This window comes from Kitasatospora sp. NPDC094015, from assembly GCF_040304075.1.
Taxonomy (GTDB): Bacteria; Actinomycetota; Actinomycetes; order Streptomycetales; family Streptomycetaceae; genus Kitasatospora.
The window spans coordinates 384,643-403,082 of the sequence record NZ_JBEOUL010000003.1; the positions used below are offsets into that span (position 1 = coordinate 384,643).

An 18,440-nucleotide genomic window follows, 5' to 3' on the forward strand; every position below is an offset into this window, starting at 1 on the left:
GCCGCGCCTCCAGGGTACAAACCCTGGTGACGCGGCATCCATTCCGATCGGACGGGCCGGCCGGATCAGCTCTCGGTGGGGCCCTCCGGCAGCTTGTGCACGTCCACCACGGGGGCGTCCGCGGACGGCACGGCGATGCCGTTGCTGAGCGCGAGCTCCTTCGGGGACTGCACGGGCGGCCGGGTGGAGGGGGTGCGCCGGGAGGAGCCCGTCCAGGCCGGACGGTGCGGACGCTTGATCACGTGGGCGAAGACCTCCGCGATCTGCTCCTTGTTCAGCGTCTCCTTCTCCAGCAGCTCCAGGACGAGGTTGTCGAGCACGTCGCGGTTCTCGACCAGGATCTCCCAGGCCTCGTTGTGCGCGGTCTCGATCAGCTTCTTGACCTCCTCGTCCACCAGCCCGGCGACCTCTTCCGAGTAGTCGCGCTGGTGACCCATCTCACGGCCGAGGAAGGGCTCCGACTCGCTGGACCCGAACTTGATCGCACCCAGGCGCTCGCTCATGCCGTACTGGGTGACCATGGCCCGCGCGGTGGCGGTGGCCTTCTCGATGTCGTTCGAGGCGCCGGTGGTCGGGTCGTGGAAGACCAGCTCCTCCGCCGCGCGGCCGCCCAGCATGTAGGCCAGCTGGTCGAGCATCTCGTTGCGGGTGGTGGAGTACTTGTCCTCCTCCGGCAGCACCATGGTGTAGCCGAGCGCCCGGCCCCGGGACAGGATGGTGATCTTGTGCACCGGGTCGGAGTTGTTGCACGCCGCCGCCACCAGGGCGTGGCCGCCCTCGTGGTACGCGGTGATCTTCTTCTCCTTGTCGGACATGATCCGGCTGCGCTTCTGCGGGCCGGCCACCACGCGGTCGATGGCCTCGTCCAGGATGAAGTTGTCGATCAGCTTCTTGTCGGAGCGGGCGGTCAGCAGGGCGGCCTCGTTGAGGACGTTGCTGAGGTCGGCGCCGGTGAAGCCGGGGGTGCGCTTGGCGACGGCCGACAGGTCGACGTCCGGCGCGATCGGCTTGCCCTTCTGGTGCACCTTGAGGATGTCCAGACGGCCCTGCAGGTCCGGGCGGTCGACCGCGATCTGCCGGTCGAAGCGGCCCGGGCGCAGCAGCGCCGGGTCGAGGATGTCCGGACGGTTGGTGGCCGCGATCAGGATCACGCCGCCCTTGACGTCGAAGCCGTCCATCTCGACCAGCAGCTGGTTGAGGGTCTGCTCGCGCTCGTCGTGGCCGCCGCCGAGGCCCGCACCGCGGTGCCGGCCGACGGCGTCGATCTCGTCGACGAAGATGATCGCCGGCGCGTTCGCCTTGGCCTGCTCGAACAGGTCGCGGACCCGGGAGGCACCGACACCGACGAACATCTCGACGAAGTCGGAACCGGAGATCGAGTAGAACGGCACCCCGGCCTCGCCCGCGACGGCACGCGCCAGCAGGGTCTTGCCGGTACCGGGCGGGCCGTAGAGCAGCACACCCTTGGGGATCTTGGCGCCGACGGCCTGGAACTTGGACGGCTCCTGCAGGAACTCCTTGATCTCCTGGAGCTCCTCCACCGCCTCGTCCGCGCCGGCCACGTCCGAGAACGTGGTCTTGGGGGTGTCCTTGGTCAGCAGCTTGGCCTTGGACTTGCCGAACTGCATGACGCGGGAGCCGCCGCCCTGCATCTGGTTCATCAGGAACAGGAAGACCAGAACGATGATCACGATCGGCAGCATCGAGAGCAGCAGACTCATGAAGGTCGACTGCTTCTCGGGGCTGATCGTGTAGTTGTCGGGCAGCTGACCGTCGGCGAACTGCTTCTGCAGCGTGTCCGCGACGTCCTTGGCCTGCGAGTCCGAGACGTAGGACGCCTGGAACTTGCTGCCCGAGGGCTGCTTGCCGGAGCCGTTGGCCGGGAGCTTCTGCCCGTCCTTCAGCTGGATCTTGATCAGGTTCGAGTCACCCGTGGTGATCTCGGCCGACTTCACCTGGGTCTTGTCGATCGCGGCCACGACCTGGCCGGTGTCCACCGTCTTGTAGCCGCCGGAGTCGGAGACGACCTGCATCAGCACAACGACGGCGAGAGCGGCCAGCACGATCCACATGATCGGCGCACGGAAGTATCGCTTGACGTCCATCCATGCGGGGCGTTGCCGCCCCGTCCCTCCTGCCACTCAACGGCGCTGCGCGACTGGGGCCGCGGGCGCATACCGGGTATGTGCTCATGAGAAGAGCGGTTTATTGGACCGTACCGCAGTCCCACCCGCCCACGACGGGAGCACGACGGCACGACGTATTTTCCTACCCCGGCTCAACGGGTGGGAACGGCGCACCGTTCCCACCCGTAGCCCGAACGGTTCAGCCCCCGTAGACGTGGGGTGCCAGGGTGCCGATGAACGGCAGGTTGCGCAGTTTCTCGGCGTAGTCCAGGCCGTAGCCGACCACGAACTCGTTGGGGATGTCGAAACCGACGTACTTGACGTCGATGGTGACCTTCGCCGCATCCGGCTTGCGCAGCAGGGTGCAGACCTCCAGCGAGGCCGGGCCGCGCGAGCCCAGGTTGCCCAGCAGCCAGGACAGCGTCAGACCGGAGTCGATGATGTCCTCGACGATCAGCACGTCCCGGCCCGCGATGTCGGTGTCGAGGTCCTTGAGGATCCGCACCACACCGGAGGACTTGGTGCCCATCCCGTACGAGGAGACCGCCATCCAGTCCATGGTGACCCGGGAGTGCAGGGCCCGGGCGAGGTCGGCCATCACCATCACGGCGCCCTTGAGCACGCCGACGATCAGCAGGTCCCGACCGGCGTAGTCCTGGTCGATCCGCTGGGCCAGCTCGGCCAGCTTGGCGTCGATCTCGTCCTTGCTGATGAGCACCTTCGCCAGGTCGGCGCCCATGTCGTTCTGATCCACCGGGGATACGTCCTCAAACGTTCGGGGTCTGGGTTCGGCGGCGGCCCTGGGGACCGGCGGACGGGCTCACGCCCGCTGATCGCCCTGTCGCCGAAAGACCAGCGTGCCACACCGGCGGACGGCTTCCACTCCCCCGGGTAGGTGCAGCGGCCCCTGACCGCGCCACCCGGTGACCAGCAGGTCGACGGTCTCCAGGTGCCGGGCGAACAGATCGCCCGCCGGACAGCCCGCCCGCAGCGCCGCCCGGCGCAGCACCCGGCGCCGCACGGCGGGCGGCAGACCGGTGAGTTTGGCGACGTCCAGGGCGCCCTCGGCGGTCCGCAGATCGGGCTCGGCCAGCGCGGCCCACTGGTCGAGCGCGTCCGCGTCGTCGCGGAACAGCCGGGCCGTCCGGGCCAGCGCCTCGACGACGCCGCCGCCCAGGTGCTTCTCCAGCACCGGCAGCACCTCGTGGCGGACCCGGGAGCGGGTGTAGGCGGGGTCGGTGTTGTGCGGGTCGTCCCAGACCGGGATGGACTGGGCGGTGCAGGCCTGCCGGGTGGCGGCGCGGTCCAGTTCCAGCAGCGGGCGCCGGTAGCGGCCCTTCTGCGCGGGCATCCCGGCCAGCGAGCGCGAGCCGGAGCCGCGGGCCAGCCCCAGCAGCACCGTCTCGGCCTGGTCGTCGCGGGTGTGGCCGAGCAGCACGGCGAGCGCGCCGAGCCGGTCGGCGGCCGCGTCCAGGGCGGCGTAGCGGGCGTCCCGGGCGGCGTTCTCCGGGCCGCCGTCCCGGCCGACCCGCACGCCGATCGCCTCCACCGGGTCGAGCCCGAGCTCGCCGAGCCGCTCGGCCACCTGCCGGGCACGCTCGGCCGAGCCGGCCTGCAGCCCGTGGTCGACGGTGACGGCGCCGACCCGCAGGCCGAGCTTGGGCGCCTCGAAGGCGGTGGCGGTGGCCAGCGCCATCGAGTCCGCGCCGCCGCTGACCGCGACCAGCACCAGCGGGGAGCCCGGGGCGGCCGGGGTGCGGGGCAGGCCGGAGGGGTGGCGGCGGGCGTTGCCGATCAGGGTGGTGGCGCCGGCCAGGGCGGCCTCGGGCGCGGTGGCCGGCCGCAGCCGCGGGGCACGGACCGGGGAGCCGGGCACCACCCCGGCCTCGGCGGCGAGTTCGGCGAGGGTACGGCGGACGGCGAGGCGTATCGCCGCGACAGCAGGATGTGGGCCCACGGGGATGCACTCCTTGGCGGAGGGGGGAACGGGCAGGCCGGAGGCAGCGCCACCGGGTGCGGGGAGACACCCGGACGGCTCTCTGTCACCATGCGCTCACAGATGGTCGCAGAATCCGGCCACCGGCTACGCCACCCGCGCCACCGGTACGACCACCGTCCCACGTACGGGTGAATGGAAAAACGTTCATTCGGGCTCCATCCGTGCGGCTGCGCCCACCCGTGCGAGAACCCCGGGCCGGCGGGAGGGCGGCGGAACGGCGGAGCGGCGGGCGGGTCAGCCCACCACCCGGGCCACCCAGGCGGCGGGGTCGTGGATCTCGTCCTTGGTCGGCAGCGTGTTGGGCGAGGTCCACACCCGGTTGAAGCCCGTGATCCCGACCCGGTCGACCACGCCGCGGACGAAGACCGCGCCGTCCTGGTACTGGCGGAGCTTGGCGTCCATCCCGAGCAGCCGGCGCAGCACCAGGTCCAGCCGGCCGGCGCCGCGGTCGCGGCGCTGCTGGAACTTCTCCCGGATCTCCGCCACCGAGGGCACCACGGCCGGGCCGACCCCGTCCATCACCACGTCGGCGTGACCCTCCAGCAGGGACATCACCGCGGTCAGCCGGGCCAGGATCTCGCGCTGCGCGGGCGACTGGACGGCCTCCAGCAGGGTGCTGGGCCCGGAACCGTCGCCCCGGCCGCCGAGGCCGGGCACGCTCCCCCCGAACGCCTCCCTGGCCCGCTCCAGCAGCGCGCCCGGGTCGACGTCGGCCTGCACCAGGAAGGCCTGCACCTCGGACTGGATGTGGTCGCGCAGCCAGGGCACGGCGGTGAACTGGGTGCGGTGGGTCTCCTCGTGCAGGCAGACCCAGAGCCGGAAGTCGTGCGGGTGGACGTCGAGTTCGCGCTCGACCTGGACGATGTTGGGCGCCACCAGCAGCAGCCGGCCCGGGCCGGGCAGGTCGGGGCCGCGGCGCGGCTTGTCGAACAGGCCGGCCGGGCTGTCCGGCGGGGCGGGCAGCTCGGCCGGCGCGAAGGTCTCGTACTGGCCGAGCACCTTGCTGGACAGGAACGCCAGCACCGCGCCGACCTCGACCCCGGTGGCCTTCTCGCCGAGCGCGCCGAGCACCGCCGAACCGTCGCCGCGCCGGGCCTGGAGCTTGTCCACCAGCGGCTGCACGATGGTGCGGAAGCCCGCCACGTTGGCCCGCACCCAGCCCGGCCGGTCGACCACCAGGACGGGGGTGGCCACCGCGTCGGCCAGGCTGCTGGAGCGCATCCCGGTGAAGGCGCGGACGTGCTCCTCGGCCTCCAGCGCGTGCCGGCGCAGCTCGGCGACGACCGTGCGGGCCTCCTCGCGGGAGACCTCCGGGCCCGGCCGGACCAGCCGGGTCGCGGTCGCGACCGCGAGATCCCAGTCGACCATGTCTGCCCTGCCGCTCGCGCTCGTCATGCCCTCACGGTACGTGCTGCGACCCTTCGGGGGGAGGGAGTCCGCACCAGGTGGCGCCGGGCCCGCGCGGTCAGTGGCAGCCGCAGGCGGCGAGCCTGGCCACGATCCGGTCGACCGCGATGCGGGACGGGGTCGGGTCGGCGCCGGCGGCGGTCCTGGTCATCAGCGCGAAGACCAGCACCCGCCCGTCCGCGTCCACGACGGTGCCGGCCAGCGTGTTGACGCCGGACAGGGTGCCGGTCTTGGCCCGGACGATCCCGGAGGCCTCGCCCGCGCCCGACCGGGCACCGAACCGGCCGAGCAGGGTGCCGGTGAAGCCGGCGATCGGCAGGCCGGTGAGCACCGGACGCAGCTCGGGGTGGTCGGCGGCGGCCGCCACCGAGAGCAGGCCGACCAGGGTGGCCGGCGGGATCAGGTTGGCGGTGCTCAGCCCGCTGCCGTCGTTGAGCAGCACGCCGGTGGTCGGCACGCCGAGCTTGGCGACCGTCTCGGTGACGGCCGCGCCGGCGCCCTCGAAGCTCGGGCTGCGGTGCGCGGCGATCGCCACCAGGCGGGCCACCGCCTCGGCGATGGTGTTGTCCGAGTGGGTGAGCAGCCGCTCGACCAGCCGGGTCAGGGTGGGCGAGCGGACGGTGCCCAGGGTGCGGGCGTCGGCGGCCGCGGTGGCGGCGGCCGGCCGCCCCTGGACGGTGATCCCCTGCGCCTTGAGCAGCGCCGTGAACGCGTCGGCGGCCTGGCCGGCCGGGTCGAGCACCCGGGCCGGCGCCTCGGCCTGCGAGCGCGGCTCCACCTTGCCCTCGTCCACCATCAGCGGGGTGACCGGGGCGACGTTGTAGTCGTCGTTCTCCATGTGCCGGACGGGGCCGGTGTAGAGCGAGGCGTCGTAGCCCAGCTTCACGGTGGTGACGCCCGCCGCCTTCAGCGCAGCGGCGGTCTGCGCGGCCAGGTCGGTCATCGAGGCGGGGGCGTTGTCCGGGTCCACCGGCAGGCCGCCGACCTGCACCTGGTCGGCGGGGAGCGCGGTGAGGGTCGGGTCGCCGCCGCCGACCAGGACGATCTCGCCGGGAGCGGCGCCCGCCACCACCCGGGTCTCGATCCGGCGGTCGGCCGGTATCAGCTCCAGCGCCGCGACGGAGGTGGCGAGCTTGGTGGTGGAGGCCGGGGTGGCCGGGGTGTTCTCGCCGGAGCCGAGCAGCAGCCGGCCGGTGGCGGCGTCCGTGACCGCGAAGTTCAGGGTGCCCAGGGCCTTGTCCTGGAGCAGCGGGCCGAGCGCCTGCTGCACCCCCTGGGTGGTGGGCAGGGTGTCGGCGGAGTCCGTCACCGGGGCCAGCACCACGGCGCCCGGCAGCGGCTCGGCGGCCTTGGCACTGCTCTGTCCCGGGGCCGGCGAGGGAGCCGCGAACGCCCGGCCCACCCCCGCCGCCGGACCCGAGGTCGCGAGGGCCGCCCCCAGCACGCCCGCGACCGCGCACCTGCGCAGCCGTCCCACCCCTGCACCGTTCACCGACCGGCCCCTTTCCAGAGCACACCTTGCCGTAGGAGACACTTGGATTCTGTCAGTCCCTACCTTGGAGGAACCGTTGGAGTTCGACGTCCTGATCGAGATCCCGAAGGGCTCGCGGAACAAGTACGAGGTCGACCATGAGACCGGCCGCCTCCGTCTGGACCGGATGCTCTTCACCTCGACCCGCTACCCGGCCGACTACGGCTACGTCGAGGGCACCCTGGGCGAGGACGGCGACCCGCTGGACGCGCTGGTCATCCTGGACGAGCCGACCTTCCCCGGCTGCCTGATCAAGTGCCGCGCGATCGGCATGTTCCACATGACCGACGAGGCCGGCGGCGACGACAAGCTGCTCTGCGTCCCGGCGACCGACCCGCGCTGGGAGCACCTGCGGGACATCCACCACGTGTCGGAGTTCGACCGTCTGGAGATCCAGCACTTCTTCGAGGTCTACAAGGACCTCGAGCCCGGCAAGTCCGTCGAGGGCGCCAACTGGGTCGGCCGGGTCGAGGCCGAGGCCGAGATCGTGGCCTCGATCAAGCGGCTGAAGGACCAGGGCGGTCACTGAACCGCCGGTCCCCTCGGCCCCCGAGGTGACCGGAAGGCCGGGGTCGGGCACTGCGCCCGCCCCGGCCTTTCCCGTGTCCGGACGGCATCCGCCGGTTTTGCCGACAGGATGTCGGCAACACATTGACTTAGGTAAGCCTAACCATAAGAATCGGAGCACAGTCGACCCGACCACGGAGGCCTCCGCATGTCCGAATCCGTGCCCCCCACCGCCTTCTCCACCGTGCTGCGCACGGCCAGCAGCGAGGAGCACGCGGCCGCCGAGCACTCCTCGTTCATGGGGCACCTGCTGAACGGCCGGCTGGGGGTCGACGCCTACGCGCAGCTCTCCGGCCAGCTCTGGTTCGTCTACCGCGCCCTGGAGAGCCGGGCCACCGAACTCGCCGCCCACCCGGTGGTCGGCCCGCTGATCGACCCGGCGCTGCTGCGCACCGCCGCGCTGGAGCGCGACCTGACGCACCTGCTGGGCGCCGACTGGCGCGCGCAGCTGCACCCGCTGCCCGCCACCGCCGCCTACGCGGCCCGGCTGGAGGAGCTGGCCGAGACCTGGCCGCAGGGCTACCTCGCGCACCACTACACCCGCTACCTGGGCGACCTGTCGGGCGGTCAGATCATCCGCGGCACCGCCGAGCGCACCTGGGGCTTCGAACGCAAGGGCCCCGGCGTGGAGTTCTACGTCTTCGCCGAGATCGCCAACCCGGCCGCGTACAAGCGCGAGTACCGGGAGAAGCTGGACGCGGCCGGCCTCGCGATGGACGAGGTCGAACGGCGCCGGGTGGTCGAGGAGTGCAAGCGGGCGTTCACCATGAACGGCGCCGTCTTCGCCGACCTGGACACGCGGTACCCGCTGAGCGCCTGAGCACGCACCCGGCCGTGCGCCGCCCGTTCCTCACCGGCCGGGCAGCGCACGGCTCCCGCATGTCCGCCTCCGGTGCGGCCGCGGGCACGGCGATCCCCCCGGCGGGCGGGCCGCCGGGGGGATCGGGGTGCGCCGGTCAGCTGTCGCCGGTGGTGCGGCGGCGGCGCAGCAGGACGGTGGTGCCGCCGCCGAGCAGGAGCAGGCCGGCCGCGGTGGCCACCAGCGGGACGAACGGGGTGTCGGTGCCGGTGGAGGCCAGCACGCCGTCGGTCGAGCCGGTGGTCGAGCCGGTGACGGTGAGCACCGGGCCGCTCCCGCCGGTCCCGGCCCCGCCGGTGACGGGCGCGCTCGGGGTGCCGGTGGCCGGGGAGCTCGGGGTGCCGGTGGGCAGCGCCGCGCCCTTGTCGAAGGCCAGCGCGACGGTGACCGGGTCCAGCTTGGCGCCGGCCTGGTAGAAGCCGCCGAACGCCGGGGCGCCCTGCTCGGTGAGGGTGGCGGGCAGGGCGGTCAGCGTGACCACGCCGTCGACCGGGGTGAAGTTCGCGCCGGCGAGGTCGAGCGCGGCCACCGGCACCGCGGTCAGTTCGGTGGTCTTCCCGTCCATGCCCTTGGCGGAGACGTCCGCGACCAGGAAGGCGCCGGCCTTGTCGATCCTGAGACCGAGCTCGGAGAAGCTCAGGTCCAACTGGTAGGTCGAGCCGGACGGGTGACCCAGGAAGCGCACCGAGCCACCGAATCGGGTGGTGACGCCGTGGGTGGCGGTGTCGTACTGCCCGCTGCCGCCCGCGAAGCGGTAGTCCGCCGCGCCGCCGCCGAACTCCACCTTGCCGTTGGCCGCCGGCCCGGCCAGGTAGCTGCGGAAGCTCTCCTTGAAGCCCCAGTTCAGGACGCCGTCGTAGATCGGCAGGGTGGTGCCGGCCGGCGGCGCGCTCGGCGAGGCGGAGGAGGACGCCGGGGTGGAGGGCGACACGGACGCCGAGGCGGACGCGGACGCCGAGGCCGAGGCCGATGCGGAGGCGGAGGCGGAGGCCGACGGGGACGGGCTCGCCGGCGGGGTCGCGGTGAGCACCAGGTTCAGCGGGTCCATCACGGTGCCGGCCGGGTAGAACGGCGCGAACACCTTGGCACCGTCGGCGGTCAGCGCGGTCGCGGTGTCGCCGCCGGCGGTGGTGTCGCGGCCGACCGCGAAGGTCACCAGCGGGACGTCCTGGCGGTTGACGATCTCCGAGGAGCCGGCGCCCGCCGGGGTCTCCCGGGTGGCGGTGTCGGCGGTCAGGGTGCCGGTGGCGCCGCTGGTGGTGAGCTTGAAGTCGGCCAGGGTGATGTCCAGCGCGCCCTGGTGCGCGGTGAAGTGCACCCCGCCGGTGAAGTTCGCGGACAGCACGTGGGTGCCCAGGTCGTAGCGGCCGGCGCCGAGGCCGAAGTGCACCGCGCCCGACGCCGTCCGGGTGGCGCCGCCGGTCAGCTCGATCTTCCCGCCGTCGGAGGCGGGGCCCTCCAGGTAGCTGCGGAAGCTCTGCTTGACCCCCCAGTCCAGGCCGCCCTGGTCGTAGACCACCTCGGTCGGGCCGGCGCCGAAGGCCAGGCTCGGGGCGCCGAAGGCGGTCAGTCCGAGACCGAGGGCGGCGGCGGCGACCGCGGCGAGCGGGGTGCGGTTGCGCCGGGCGGGCTGCGTGGTACGGGAGTTCATGGAACGCGGGCTCCTTGGGAGGGGGATCGGGGGATCAGGCGGCGCGGCGACGGCGCCGCAGGAGGAGGCCGCCGGCCACCGCGAGGGCCACGGCGAGCAGCCCGCCGACGACGGCGGCGACGGCTGCGGCCGAGGGGCCCGAGGCGGTGGCCGAGGCCACCGGGGAGGCCGCGGGCGTGGCCGGGGTGGAGGCGGCCGGGGAGGCCGGTGGGGCGCTGCCGATGTCCGGCAGCGGCGGGAGCGCGGCGGCCGGGTCGAGCGCCACCGCGAAGCTGAGCGGGTCCATGGCGGTGCCCGCCGGGTAGAGCGAGCCGAGCGCGGCGGCGCCCTCCGCGGTGAGCTGGAGCGGCAGTTCGACCGCCTTCAGCAGGCCGCCCTCGACCTTGAGCGCGGCCGGGTCGAAGCTGCCGAGCGGCACGCCGGTGAGCCGGTGGTCGGCGCCGTCCGGGGTGCGCCCGGTCACGTCGGCGCTGAGCGTTCCCCGGCCGTCGGCGACGGTCACGCTCGGGGAGGCCAGGGTCAGGTCCAGACCCCAGGTGTCGCCGGCCTGCATGCCGCGGAACTGCACCCGGCCGGTGAACGCGGCGCCGAGCGCCCCGCTCGCCGGGTCGTAGCTGCCCTTGCCGGGCGTCCAGCGGAAGAACGCGCCGCCGTCCGCGGCGCCGTCGGCGAGCTGCCAGCCGCCCTTGGCGATCGCGCCGGTGACGTAGTCCCGGAAGGTGCGGCGCACGCCCCAGTCGAGCGCGCCGTTGGCGAACTCGGTCCGGCCGGGCGGCGCGGAGGACGGGTCGGCCGGGGCCGCGGTGACGGTCGGTGTCGCGCTCTGCGGGGCCTGGCCGGCCGGCGGCTTCGGGCCGGCCGGGTCCGGCCGCGGCGCCTGCTCGGCGGGCAGGTTGACCGAGAGGGTGACCGGGTCGAGCGCCGTCCCGGCGGTGTAGAAGCCGCCGAAGGCCTTGGCACCGGCGGCGGTCAGGGTCGCCGGCACGTTGCTGACGGTCAGCGTGCCGGTGGCGCCGCGCAGGTTGACGCCGCCGAACGCGAGGTCGGCCAGCCGGGTCTGCGAGGTGCTGGACACCACGCCGGTGTCCTTGTCCTTGCCGGTCACGTCCGCGTACAGGCCGGCGCCGCCGCTGCCGTCCGCCTTCACCGCGAACCGGCTGAGCTGAAGGTCGAGTTGGTGGCTGCCGTCGGCGTTCTGATGGCCGAGGAACCGCACCCCGCCGGAGAACGAGGCGGACAGCGCGCCGGTCGCCGGGTCGTAGGAGCCGGTCGCCGAGTGGAACCGGAAGGTGGCGCCGCCGACCGTGGCCGCGCCCTGGGTCAGGCTCCAACTGCCGTGCGCGATGGGGCCGGTGACGTAGCTGAGGAAGGACTGCTTGATCCCCCAGTCGAGCCGCCCGCCCGCCACCTTGCCGTCGGCCGCCCCGGCGGAGGTCGCGGCGGGCAGCAGCGCGGCCAGCGCGGCCACCAGGGCGGCGACGAAGCGGCGCAGCCGTCGGGAGAGGGGCATGACGGAACTCTTCTCGGCAGGGGGAGGGCATGCGGGCGGCAGGGGCGGCGGCGACCCACCCCTTGCGCATCCAAGGTAAGGCTAACCTAATATATGCATTCGAGGTCATGGCCGGTCAACAGTTCGCCAAGGACCACCACCGGCCCAAGGGCCAACGAAGGGACGGCACTTGATCGGCACCACCAGACTCCGGGCCCGGATCGCGGCCGCCGCCCTGCTGCTGGCGGCCGTCTCCTGCACCACCGCCGGCGGCGCCGGGCACCCCGGTGCAGCCCCCGCCACCACCGCGACCGCCGACCGGGTGGAGCCGATCGCCACCACCCCCGCCCCGGCCCTGCCGGCCACCACCGCCTCGGCCGACGGCCGCCAGGTCACCGTGGTCAGCGCCGACCGGATCATCCCGCTCAGCGGCAGCCTCTCCGAGATCGTCTTCAGCCTCGGCCTCGGCTCCCGGGTGGTCGCCCGCGACGTCTCCACCACCTTCGAACAGGCCGCCGCGCTACCGGTGATCACCCAGGCCCACGACGTCTCCGCCGAGGGCGTGCTGTCCCTGCACCCCACCGTGGTGCTGGCCGACCGCTCCACCGGCCCCGCCGAGGCGGTCGACCAGATCCGCGCCGCCGGCGTCCCGCTGATCGTCCTGGACGACGCCAAGCAACTCGCCGACGTGGACGGCCGGATCGCCAAGGTCGCCGCCGCGCTCGGGGTCCCGGCCGCCGGGCAGGAGCTCACCGCCCGCACCGACGCCCGTACCAAGGAGGTGCAGGCCTCCATCGCCCCCACCAGCAGCAGGCCCAAGGTCGCCTTCCTCTACCTGCGCGGCTCCGCCTCGGTCTACCTGATCGGCGGCGCGCAGTCCGGCGCCGGCTCGCTGCTGGAGGCGGTCGGCGCCGTCGACGCCGGCACCGCGGCCGGCCTCACCCGCGACTTCACCCCGCTCACCAGCGAAGCCCTGGTGAAGGCCGCCCCCGACGCGATCCTGGTGATGAGCAAGGGGCTGGAGTCGGTCGGCGGCGTCGACGGGCTGCTGAAACTGCCCGGCGTCGCCCAGACCCCGGCCGGCCTGGACCGCCGGATCGTGTCCGTCGAGGACGGCATGCTGCTCAGCTACGGCCCGCGCACCCCGCAGGTGCTGCGCTCGATCGCCGACCAGCTCGCCCGCGGGGCCGCCGGATGACCGCCGTCGCAGCCACCGCGGCCCGCCGCCCGGCCCGGACCACCCTGCTCACCGCCGGCCTGGCCGTCGCCGTCCCGGCCGCCGCCCTGCTCGCCGCCGGGGTCGGCGCCTACGGCATCCCGCTCGGCGACATCCTCGCCTCGCTCGCCCACCGGATCGGAGTCGGCGGCCACGCCCTGGACCGGGTCCCCGAATCGGTGCTGTGGAACGTCCGACTGCCCCGGGTGGTCCTCGCCCTGCTGGTCGGCGGCTCGCTGGGCTGCGCCGGCGCGCTGATGCAAGGCGTCTTCGGCAACCCGCTGGCCGAGCCCGGCGTGATCGGCGTCTCCTCCGGCGGCGCGGTCGGCGCGGTCGCCTGCATCGTGCTCGGCCTGGACGCCCTCGGCAGCTGGACGGTCACCGTCTGCGCCTTCGCCGCCGGCCTGGTCACCGTCTTCGCGGTCTACGCGCTGGCCCGCTCCGGCGGCCGGACGGAAGTGGTCACCCTGGTGCTCACCGGCGTCGCGGTGAACGCCTTCTGCGGCGCCCTGATCGGCATCTTCCTCTTCACCGCCGACAGCGCCGCGATCAACCAGGTCACCTTCTGGCAGCTCGGCTCGCTCGCCCAGGCCACCTGGGGCAAGGTGCTCGGCATCCTGCCGTTCGCCCTGGTCGGCCTGGTGGTCGCCCCGCTGTACGCGCGCAAGCTCGACCTGCTGGCGCTCGGCGAACGCCCGGCCCGCCACCTCGGGGTGGACGTCGAACGGATGCGACTCACCCTGATCACCGTGGTCGCGCTGCTCACCGCGGCCGCCGTCTCGGTCAGCGGCGTGATCGGCTTCGTCGGCCTGATCGTCCCGCACCTGCTGCGGATGGCCGCCGGGCCGGGCCACCGCTTCCTGCTGCCCGCCGGCATGCTCGGCGGCGCGCTGGTCCTGGTGACCGGCGACCTCGCCGCCCGCACCGTCGCGCAGCCCGCCGAACTCCCGCTCGGCGTGCTCACCGCACTGATCGGCAGCCCGTTCTTCTTCTGGCTGCTGCGCCGCACCCGGAGCCGCCAGGGAGGCTGGGCATGAGGCGACGCCGCGTACCGGACCGGGCCGAGCCCGGCGCCGTGGTGGTCGAGGGGCGCGGGCTGCGGCTCGCGCTCGGCGGCCGGGAACTGCTGGCCGGGGTGGACCTGACGGTCCGCGCGGGCGAGCTGCTCGCCCTGCTCGGGCCCAACGGCGCCGGCAAGTCCACCCTGCTCGGGGTGGTGGCCGGCGACCTCGCCCCCACCGCCGGGGAGCTGCTGCTGGCCGGCCGGCCGGCGGCGGAGCTGAAGGTCGCCGAACTGGCCCTGCACCGCGCCCTGCTGCCGCAGGCCGCCGAGCTGTCCTTCCCGTTCACCGTCGGCGAGGTGGTCCGGATGGGCCGCGCGCCCTGGGCCGGCACCCCCGCCGCCGCCCAGGACGAGGAGGTGGTCACCGAGGCCCTGGCGCTGACCGGGACGGCGGCCTTCGCCGAGCGCCCGTTCACCGCGCTCTCCGGCGGCGAGCGGGCCCGGGTGGCGCTGGCCCGGGTGCTGGCCCAGCGGGCCGGTCTGCTGCTGCTCGACGAGCCGACCGCCGCGCTCGACCTGCGCCACCAGGAGCTGGTGCTGCGTCTGGCCCGGCAGCGGGCCGCCGCCGGGGACGCCGTGGTGGTGGTGCTGCACGACCTGTCGCTGGCGGCGGCCTACGCCGACCGGGTGGTGCTGCTGGCCGCCGGCCGGGCGGTGGCCGACGGCCCGGTGCGCGAGGTGCTCACCGGGCCGCTGCTGAGCGAGGTCTACGGCCATCCCGTCGAGGTGCTGGACCACCCGCGCACGGGGGCGCCGCTGGTGCTCCCCGACCGGGCGACGGCCGGGGAACCGCTTCCCGCTCAGCCCTCGTCGTCGAGCCGGAAACCGACCTTCAGCCCGACCTGAAAGTGCTCGATCCGGCCGTCCGCGATGTGCCCGCGCACCTGGACCACCTCGAACCAGTCCAGGTTGCGCAGCGTCCGGGAGGCCCGGTCGACGCCGTTCCTGATCGCCTGGTCGACGCCCTCGCTGGAGGAGCCGACGATCTCGGTGACGCGGTAGATGTGGTCCGACATGGCACTCTCCTGAGCGGTCCGGTACGGCGTGGGCGACGGCCCCCCGGTCCACCGTGCCGTACCCCGCTCCGCCCCGCGCGCCGGAGCGGTCCGGCCGGGGAGCGCCGGTCGGCACCCACCAGGCCGGTCGCCGCGGACGGTCAGAAGGCGGCCCGGACCTCGCCGACCACCGCGCCGCCCCCGTGCAGCGGCTGCGCGCCGATCCGCGCCAGCACCTCGTGCTCCACGCCGAGCCGGCGCAGCGCCTCGGCCAGCACCGGGCCGCGGGCCCGCTCCGCGCCGTCCTCGATCTTGAAGGCGAGCGCCCGCCCGTCGGCCAGCGCGACCACCTGGACGGCCTCGGCGCCCATCTTGGACAGCGCGCCCGGCACCGCCCGCATCAGCCAGGTGTCGGCGCGGCGGGTGCCCGCCACGTACTCGGGGTGGCTGCGCATCGCGTCGGCCACCCGGCGCGGCGCGCTGCCGGGCTCGGCCAGCACCAGCGCGCGGTAGCCGCGGGCCAGGCCGGTGAGCGAGACGGCGAGCAGCGGTGCGCCGCAGCCGTCGGTGCCGAGGTGGGCGGGGGCTTCGCCGGTGGCCTCGGCGAGCGCCTCGCGGGCCAGCAGCTGGATCGGGTGGGCCGGGTCGAGGTAGCCCGCGGTGTCCCAGCCGTTGGCGACGCAGGCGGCCAGCCAGCCGGCGTGCTTGCCGGAGCAGTCCATCAGGATCGGGCTGCGGGCACCGTCTCGGCGCAGCAGGAGTTCGGCCTCGGCCTCGTCCAGCGGCAGGTCGGCGGGGGTCTGCAGGTCGGCCTCGGTCAGGCCGGCCTCGGCGAGTATCCGCCGTACGGCGTCCAGGTGAAACGTTTCTGCCGAGTGGCTGGAGGCGGCCAGGGCGAGCAGCTCACCCTCGATCGGCAGACCGGCCCGCAGGGTGGCCACGGCCTGGAAGGGCTTGGCCGTGGAGCGCGGGAAGACCGGTGCGTCCGGGTCGCCGACCGCGAGGTCGACCGTGCCGTCGGCGGCCAGCAGGACCAGCGAGCCGCGGTGGCGGCCCTCGGTGAATCCGGACCGGACGACCTCGGCGAGGGCGGGCAGGGCGGCGGACTGCGGCATGAGGGTGACTCCAGGGTTCCAGGGGCACAGGGTGAGGGTGGCCCGGCCGCCGCCCCGCCCCGGCCCCCGACGGACGCCGTCAGCCCCCGGTGAGCAGGTCGTCGACCCGTGCTTCCCCCTCACGGTACCTGCGGGTGATCTCGGCGCTGCAGTCGTCGGCCGTCCGCTGGAGCAGCTGGCGGCGGCCGGAGACCCCGCGCTCGTGCTCGGCCAGCCGCTCCACGGCGGCCAGCAGCTCGGCGGTGGGGTGCGCGCCGAGGTCGGCCAGCTGCACGTCGCCCATCAGTTCGTCGGCCTCCGTCCTGGCCTGCTGGCTGCGCGGCGGGCCGAGCGTGACGTGCCGGGCCGGGCGGCGCACCGAGGACGGCGCGTCGGCCAGGATGGCCGGCAGCCGGTCCAGCAGCGGGCCGACGGCCGGACGGCCGAGCGCGGCCTCGTCCAGCGGCACCTGCCGGCGGTCGAGCTCGGCCCGCAGGATGTCCATCCGGCCGTGCAGCAGCCGGCGCAGGTACGAGAGGTCGGCCTCCTGCTCCTGGGCGTCCCGCCGGAGGGCGCGCAGCTCATCCAGACCCAACCGGCCGATCCACCCGGCCTGCTCCCGGGCCGTCCCGCTCGCGTCCATCATCCAGCCACCTGCCGTGATCCGATCCCGCCCTGACTCCCGTACGGGGTCCGTACGGGAGCACGCCCGGTCCGCCCCGAGGGTTCCCCCGGTCTCCCGCTTCCACCCACTCGGGCGATACCGCCCGGTACGGGTGTACGAGCCGCCCGCGCCCGGCGGGCCGGTCCACCGTGCGGCGCCGTCCGACAGCGTGCCACCCCGGCCGGGCATGTGCACGCCTGAGCACCCGAACGGCCCCGTGGCGAACGGGGGTGGCTGATACGACCGGGGCAATCCCCCGGCAGGCCCGCGCCCGTTGGGGCGCACGGCACACCACCCCGGCGCGCGCGGGAGGTCTTCGCGCCTCCGGCAGAATGGCCGCATGCGAGCAGTGGTGCAGCGGGTGGCCCAGGCGGCCGTGACGGTGGACGGCGAGCGCGTCGGCGCGATCGAGGGTCCGGGGCTGTGCGTCCTGGTCGGGGTGACCCACCAGGACACCCCGGCGCAGGCGGCCCAACTGGCCCGCAAGCTCTGGACGGTGCGGCTCTTCGCGGCCGAGGACGGGGTGGAGCGGTCCTGTTCCGACCTGGCCGCGCCGCTGCTGGTGATCAGCCAGTTCACGCTCTACGGGGACGCCCGCAAGGGCCGCCGCCCGACCTGGAACGCGGCGGCGCCCGGCCCGGTCGCCGAACCGCTGGTGGACGCGGTGGTGACCGAACTGCGGGCGCTGGGCGCCGAGGTGGCGACCGGGCGGTTCGGCGCCGACATGAAGGTGTCGCTGGTGAACGACGGTCCGTTCACCGTGCTGCTGGAGGTCTGAGCCGGCCCGGCCCTACTGCGGGACCACCACGTCCTGGGAGGCCGGCACGGTACCGGCCAGCAGGACGGCGTCCACCGGGACGTTCCGCTTCACCAGCGCCAGGGCGATCGGCCCGAGCTCGTGGTGGCGGGCCGAGGAGGTCACGAAGCCGACCGGGCGGCCCTCGCCGCCGTCCGCGGCCAGCCGCACCTCGGCGCCGTGCGCGGGCAGCTTCTCCTCGGTGCCGTCCAGGTGCAGGAAGACCAGGCGGCGCGGCGGCCGGCCCAGGTTGTGCACCCGGGCGACCGTCTCCTGGCCGCGGTAGCAGCCCTTCTGCAGGTGGACGGCGCTGCCCAGCCAGTCCACCTCGTGCGGGATGGTGCGGTGGTCGGTCTCGAAGCCGAGCCGGGGCCGGTGCGCCTCCACCCGCAGGGCCTCGTACGCCCAGACGCCGGCGGCCGGGCCGTAACCGGCGGTGAGCGCGGACAGCTCCGCGCGCGGTACGAAGAGGTCCCGCCCGTAGGGGAGTTCGCGCACCGCGGCGGCGCCCTCGGCGGAGGCGGTGGAGCCGGCCGGCAGGTGCACCACCGCGAAGTCGGCGGTCGCGTCGGTGACCTCGACCCGGTAGAAGAACTTCATGCTCTCCAGGTAGGCGATCAGCGCCTGCCCGGTGCCCGGCTCGACGTGCGCCCAGGTGGTGGCCCCGTCGTCGACCAGGTAGAGCGCGTGCTCCACGTGGCCGTTCGGGGAGAGCACCAGCGCCTCGGTGGCCTGCTGCGCGGGCAGCTCGCTGACGTGCTGGGTGAGCAGCAGGTGCAGCCAGGCCAGCCGGTCGTCCCCGGTCACGGTGAGCACCTCGCGGTGCGAGAGGTCGACGAAGCCGCGGCCCTCGGCGAGCTCGCGCTGCTCGCGGAAGATGTTGCCGTAGTGGGCGGCGACGCCCTCGTCGGCCCCCTCCGCGGGGACGGCACCGGGCAGGGCAAGCAGCGGGCTCTTCATACCGGCCAGCTTACGTCGCGCGG

General features: G+C 74.4%; 17 protein-coding genes. 6 read left to right on the forward strand and 11 right to left on the reverse strand.

From position 1 onward, the window contains the following. Positions 1-65 precede the first annotated feature (65 nt). From ftsH to dacB, 5 genes are all read right to left on the reverse strand, one after another. Positions 66-2,105 carry an ATP-dependent zinc metalloprotease FtsH gene (gene ftsH / locus ABT014_RS06025; protein ID WP_350637420.1) on the reverse strand — a complete coding sequence of 680 codons (2,040 nt, stop codon included), beginning with the start codon at positions 2,103-2,105 and terminating at the stop codon, positions 66-68. Between the two features lie 220 nt (positions 2,106-2,325). Then, positions 2,326-2,880: a hypoxanthine phosphoribosyltransferase gene (gene hpt, locus ABT014_RS06030; RefSeq protein WP_350637421.1), complete on the reverse strand. Its 555-nt coding sequence runs from the start codon at positions 2,878-2,880 to the stop codon at positions 2,326-2,328. Positions 2,881-2,946: 66 nt separating this feature from the next. Then, positions 2,947-4,083 (reverse strand): tRNA lysidine(34) synthetase TilS, encoded by a 1,137-nt coding sequence (gene tilS / locus ABT014_RS06035; protein ID WP_350637422.1) that lies wholly within the window; start codon positions 4,081-4,083, stop codon positions 2,947-2,949. A 276-nt stretch (positions 4,084-4,359) separates the two neighbouring features. Further along, on the reverse strand, positions 4,360-5,520 hold the full coding sequence (locus ABT014_RS06040) for an Rv3626c family coenzyme F420 biosynthesis-associated protein (protein ID WP_350637423.1): 1,161 nt from the start codon (positions 5,518-5,520) through the stop codon (positions 4,360-4,362). Positions 5,521-5,590: 70 nt separating this feature from the next. After that, on the reverse strand, positions 5,591-7,024 hold the full coding sequence (gene dacB, locus ABT014_RS06045) for a D-alanyl-D-alanine carboxypeptidase/D-alanyl-D-alanine endopeptidase (protein ID WP_350637424.1): 1,434 nt from the start codon (positions 7,022-7,024) through the stop codon (positions 5,591-5,593). 76 nt (positions 7,025-7,100) lie between these two features. Here dacB and ABT014_RS06050 point away from each other — a divergent pair, with 76 nt between their 5' ends. Beyond that, a complete protein-coding gene (locus ABT014_RS06050; protein ID WP_350637425.1) occupies positions 7,101-7,592 on the forward strand; it encodes an inorganic diphosphatase in 492 nt (163 codons plus the stop codon). A gap of 186 nt (positions 7,593-7,778) precedes the next feature. After that, entirely contained in the window at positions 7,779-8,450 is a 672-nt protein-coding gene (locus tag ABT014_RS06055) for a biliverdin-producing heme oxygenase (RefSeq protein ID WP_350637426.1), read from the forward strand. A gap of 136 nt (positions 8,451-8,586) precedes the next feature. Here ABT014_RS06055 and ABT014_RS06060 read toward each other — a convergent pair whose 3' ends face one another. Next, a complete protein-coding gene (locus ABT014_RS06060) occupies positions 8,587-10,140 on the reverse strand; it encodes an HtaA domain-containing protein (protein WP_350637427.1) in 1,554 nt (517 codons plus the stop codon). Between the two features lie 34 nt (positions 10,141-10,174). Then, positions 10,175-11,650, reverse strand: coding sequence for an HtaA domain-containing protein (locus tag ABT014_RS06065; protein WP_350637428.1), 1,476 nt, complete (start codon positions 11,648-11,650; stop codon positions 10,175-10,177). A gap of 169 nt (positions 11,651-11,819) precedes the next feature. On the opposite strand from ABT014_RS06065, the gene ABT014_RS06070 reads away from it, so the two are divergent. From ABT014_RS06070 to ABT014_RS06080, 3 genes are read left to right on the forward strand one after another with little or no spacing between them, the layout of a single operon-like run. Continuing rightward, a complete protein-coding gene (locus ABT014_RS06070; protein WP_502894856.1) occupies positions 11,820-12,827 on the forward strand; it encodes a heme/hemin ABC transporter substrate-binding protein in 1,008 nt (335 codons plus the stop codon). After that, positions 12,824-13,882, forward strand: coding sequence for a FecCD family ABC transporter permease (locus tag ABT014_RS06075; protein WP_350637429.1), 1,059 nt, complete (start codon positions 12,824-12,826; stop codon positions 13,880-13,882). Before ABT014_RS06070 ends, ABT014_RS06075 begins: the two co-directional genes overlap by 4 nt. Beyond that, positions 13,879-14,754 (forward strand): heme ABC transporter ATP-binding protein, encoded by an 876-nt coding sequence (locus tag ABT014_RS06080; RefSeq protein WP_350637430.1) that lies wholly within the window; start codon positions 13,879-13,881, stop codon positions 14,752-14,754. The genes ABT014_RS06075 and ABT014_RS06080 overlap by 4 nt, the downstream gene beginning before the upstream one ends. On the opposite strand, the gene ABT014_RS06085 is transcribed toward ABT014_RS06080, so the two are convergent. The 3 genes from ABT014_RS06085 to ABT014_RS06095 all read right to left on the reverse strand — a co-directional run bounded on the left by ABT014_RS06085 (position 14,709) and on the right by ABT014_RS06095 (position 16,643). Continuing rightward, positions 14,709-14,924, reverse strand: a complete 216-nt coding sequence (locus ABT014_RS06085; RefSeq protein ID WP_350637431.1) for a dodecin — start codon at positions 14,922-14,924, stop codon at positions 14,709-14,711. The genes ABT014_RS06080 and ABT014_RS06085 overlap by 46 nt on opposite strands. Positions 14,925-15,064: 140 nt before the next feature. Continuing rightward, the gene (locus tag ABT014_RS06090) at positions 15,065-16,018 is read right to left on the reverse strand and encodes an asparaginase (protein ID WP_350637432.1); all 954 of its coding nucleotides are present in this window, start codon (positions 16,016-16,018) and stop codon (positions 15,065-15,067) included. A 79-nt stretch (positions 16,019-16,097) separates the two neighbouring features. Further along, positions 16,098-16,643, reverse strand: a complete 546-nt coding sequence (locus tag ABT014_RS06095; protein ID WP_350637433.1) for an RsiG family protein — start codon at positions 16,641-16,643, stop codon at positions 16,098-16,100. Between the two features lie 358 nt (positions 16,644-17,001). Between ABT014_RS06095 and dtd the strand changes: the two genes are divergently transcribed. Continuing rightward, complete coding sequence (gene dtd, locus ABT014_RS06100) at positions 17,002-17,439, forward strand: D-aminoacyl-tRNA deacylase (RefSeq protein ID WP_350637434.1); 438 nt, start codon at positions 17,002-17,004, stop codon at positions 17,437-17,439. Positions 17,440-17,451: 12 nt separating this feature from the next. Here dtd and ygfZ read toward each other — a convergent pair whose 3' ends face one another. Further along, positions 17,452-18,417 (reverse strand): CAF17-like 4Fe-4S cluster assembly/insertion protein YgfZ, encoded by a 966-nt coding sequence (ygfZ, locus tag ABT014_RS06105; RefSeq protein ID WP_350637435.1) that lies wholly within the window; start codon positions 18,415-18,417, stop codon positions 17,452-17,454. Positions 18,418-18,440 lie beyond the last annotated feature (23 nt).

What these genes read in the sequence shown, in the direction of transcription:
- ABT014_RS06095 (WP_350637433.1), bottom strand. Translation starts at nt 16,643, where the DNA reads ATGATGGACGCGAGCGGGACGGCCCGGGAGCAGGCCGGGTGGATCGGC.
- ABT014_RS06055 (WP_350637426.1), top strand. Translation starts at nt 7,779, where the DNA reads ATGTCCGAATCCGTGCCCCCCACCGCCTTCTCCACCGTGCTGCGCACG.
- ABT014_RS06040 (WP_350637423.1), bottom strand. Translation starts at nt 5,520, where the DNA reads ATGACGAGCGCGAGCGGCAGGGCAGACATGGTCGACTGGGATCTCGCG.
- ABT014_RS06080 (WP_350637430.1), top strand. Translation starts at nt 13,879, where the DNA reads ATGAGGCGACGCCGCGTACCGGACCGGGCCGAGCCCGGCGCCGTGGTG.
- ABT014_RS06060 (WP_350637427.1), bottom strand. Translation starts at nt 10,140, where the DNA reads ATGAACTCCCGTACCACGCAGCCCGCCCGGCGCAACCGCACCCCGCTC.
- ABT014_RS06075 (WP_350637429.1), top strand. Translation starts at nt 12,824, where the DNA reads ATGACCGCCGTCGCAGCCACCGCGGCCCGCCGCCCGGCCCGGACCACC.
- dtd (WP_350637434.1), top strand. Translation starts at nt 17,002, where the DNA reads ATGCGAGCAGTGGTGCAGCGGGTGGCCCAGGCGGCCGTGACGGTGGAC.
- ftsH (WP_350637420.1), bottom strand. Translation starts at nt 2,105, where the DNA reads ATGGACGTCAAGCGATACTTCCGTGCGCCGATCATGTGGATCGTGCTG.
- ABT014_RS06090 (WP_350637432.1), bottom strand. Translation starts at nt 16,018, where the DNA reads ATGCCGCAGTCCGCCGCCCTGCCCGCCCTCGCCGAGGTCGTCCGGTCC.
- ABT014_RS06065 (WP_350637428.1), bottom strand. Translation starts at nt 11,650, where the DNA reads ATGCCCCTCTCCCGACGGCTGCGCCGCTTCGTCGCCGCCCTGGTGGCC.
- ABT014_RS06085 (WP_350637431.1), bottom strand. Translation starts at nt 14,924, where the DNA reads ATGTCGGACCACATCTACCGCGTCACCGAGATCGTCGGCTCCTCCAGC.
- ygfZ (WP_350637435.1), bottom strand. Translation starts at nt 18,417, where the DNA reads ATGAAGAGCCCGCTGCTTGCCCTGCCCGGTGCCGTCCCCGCGGAGGGG.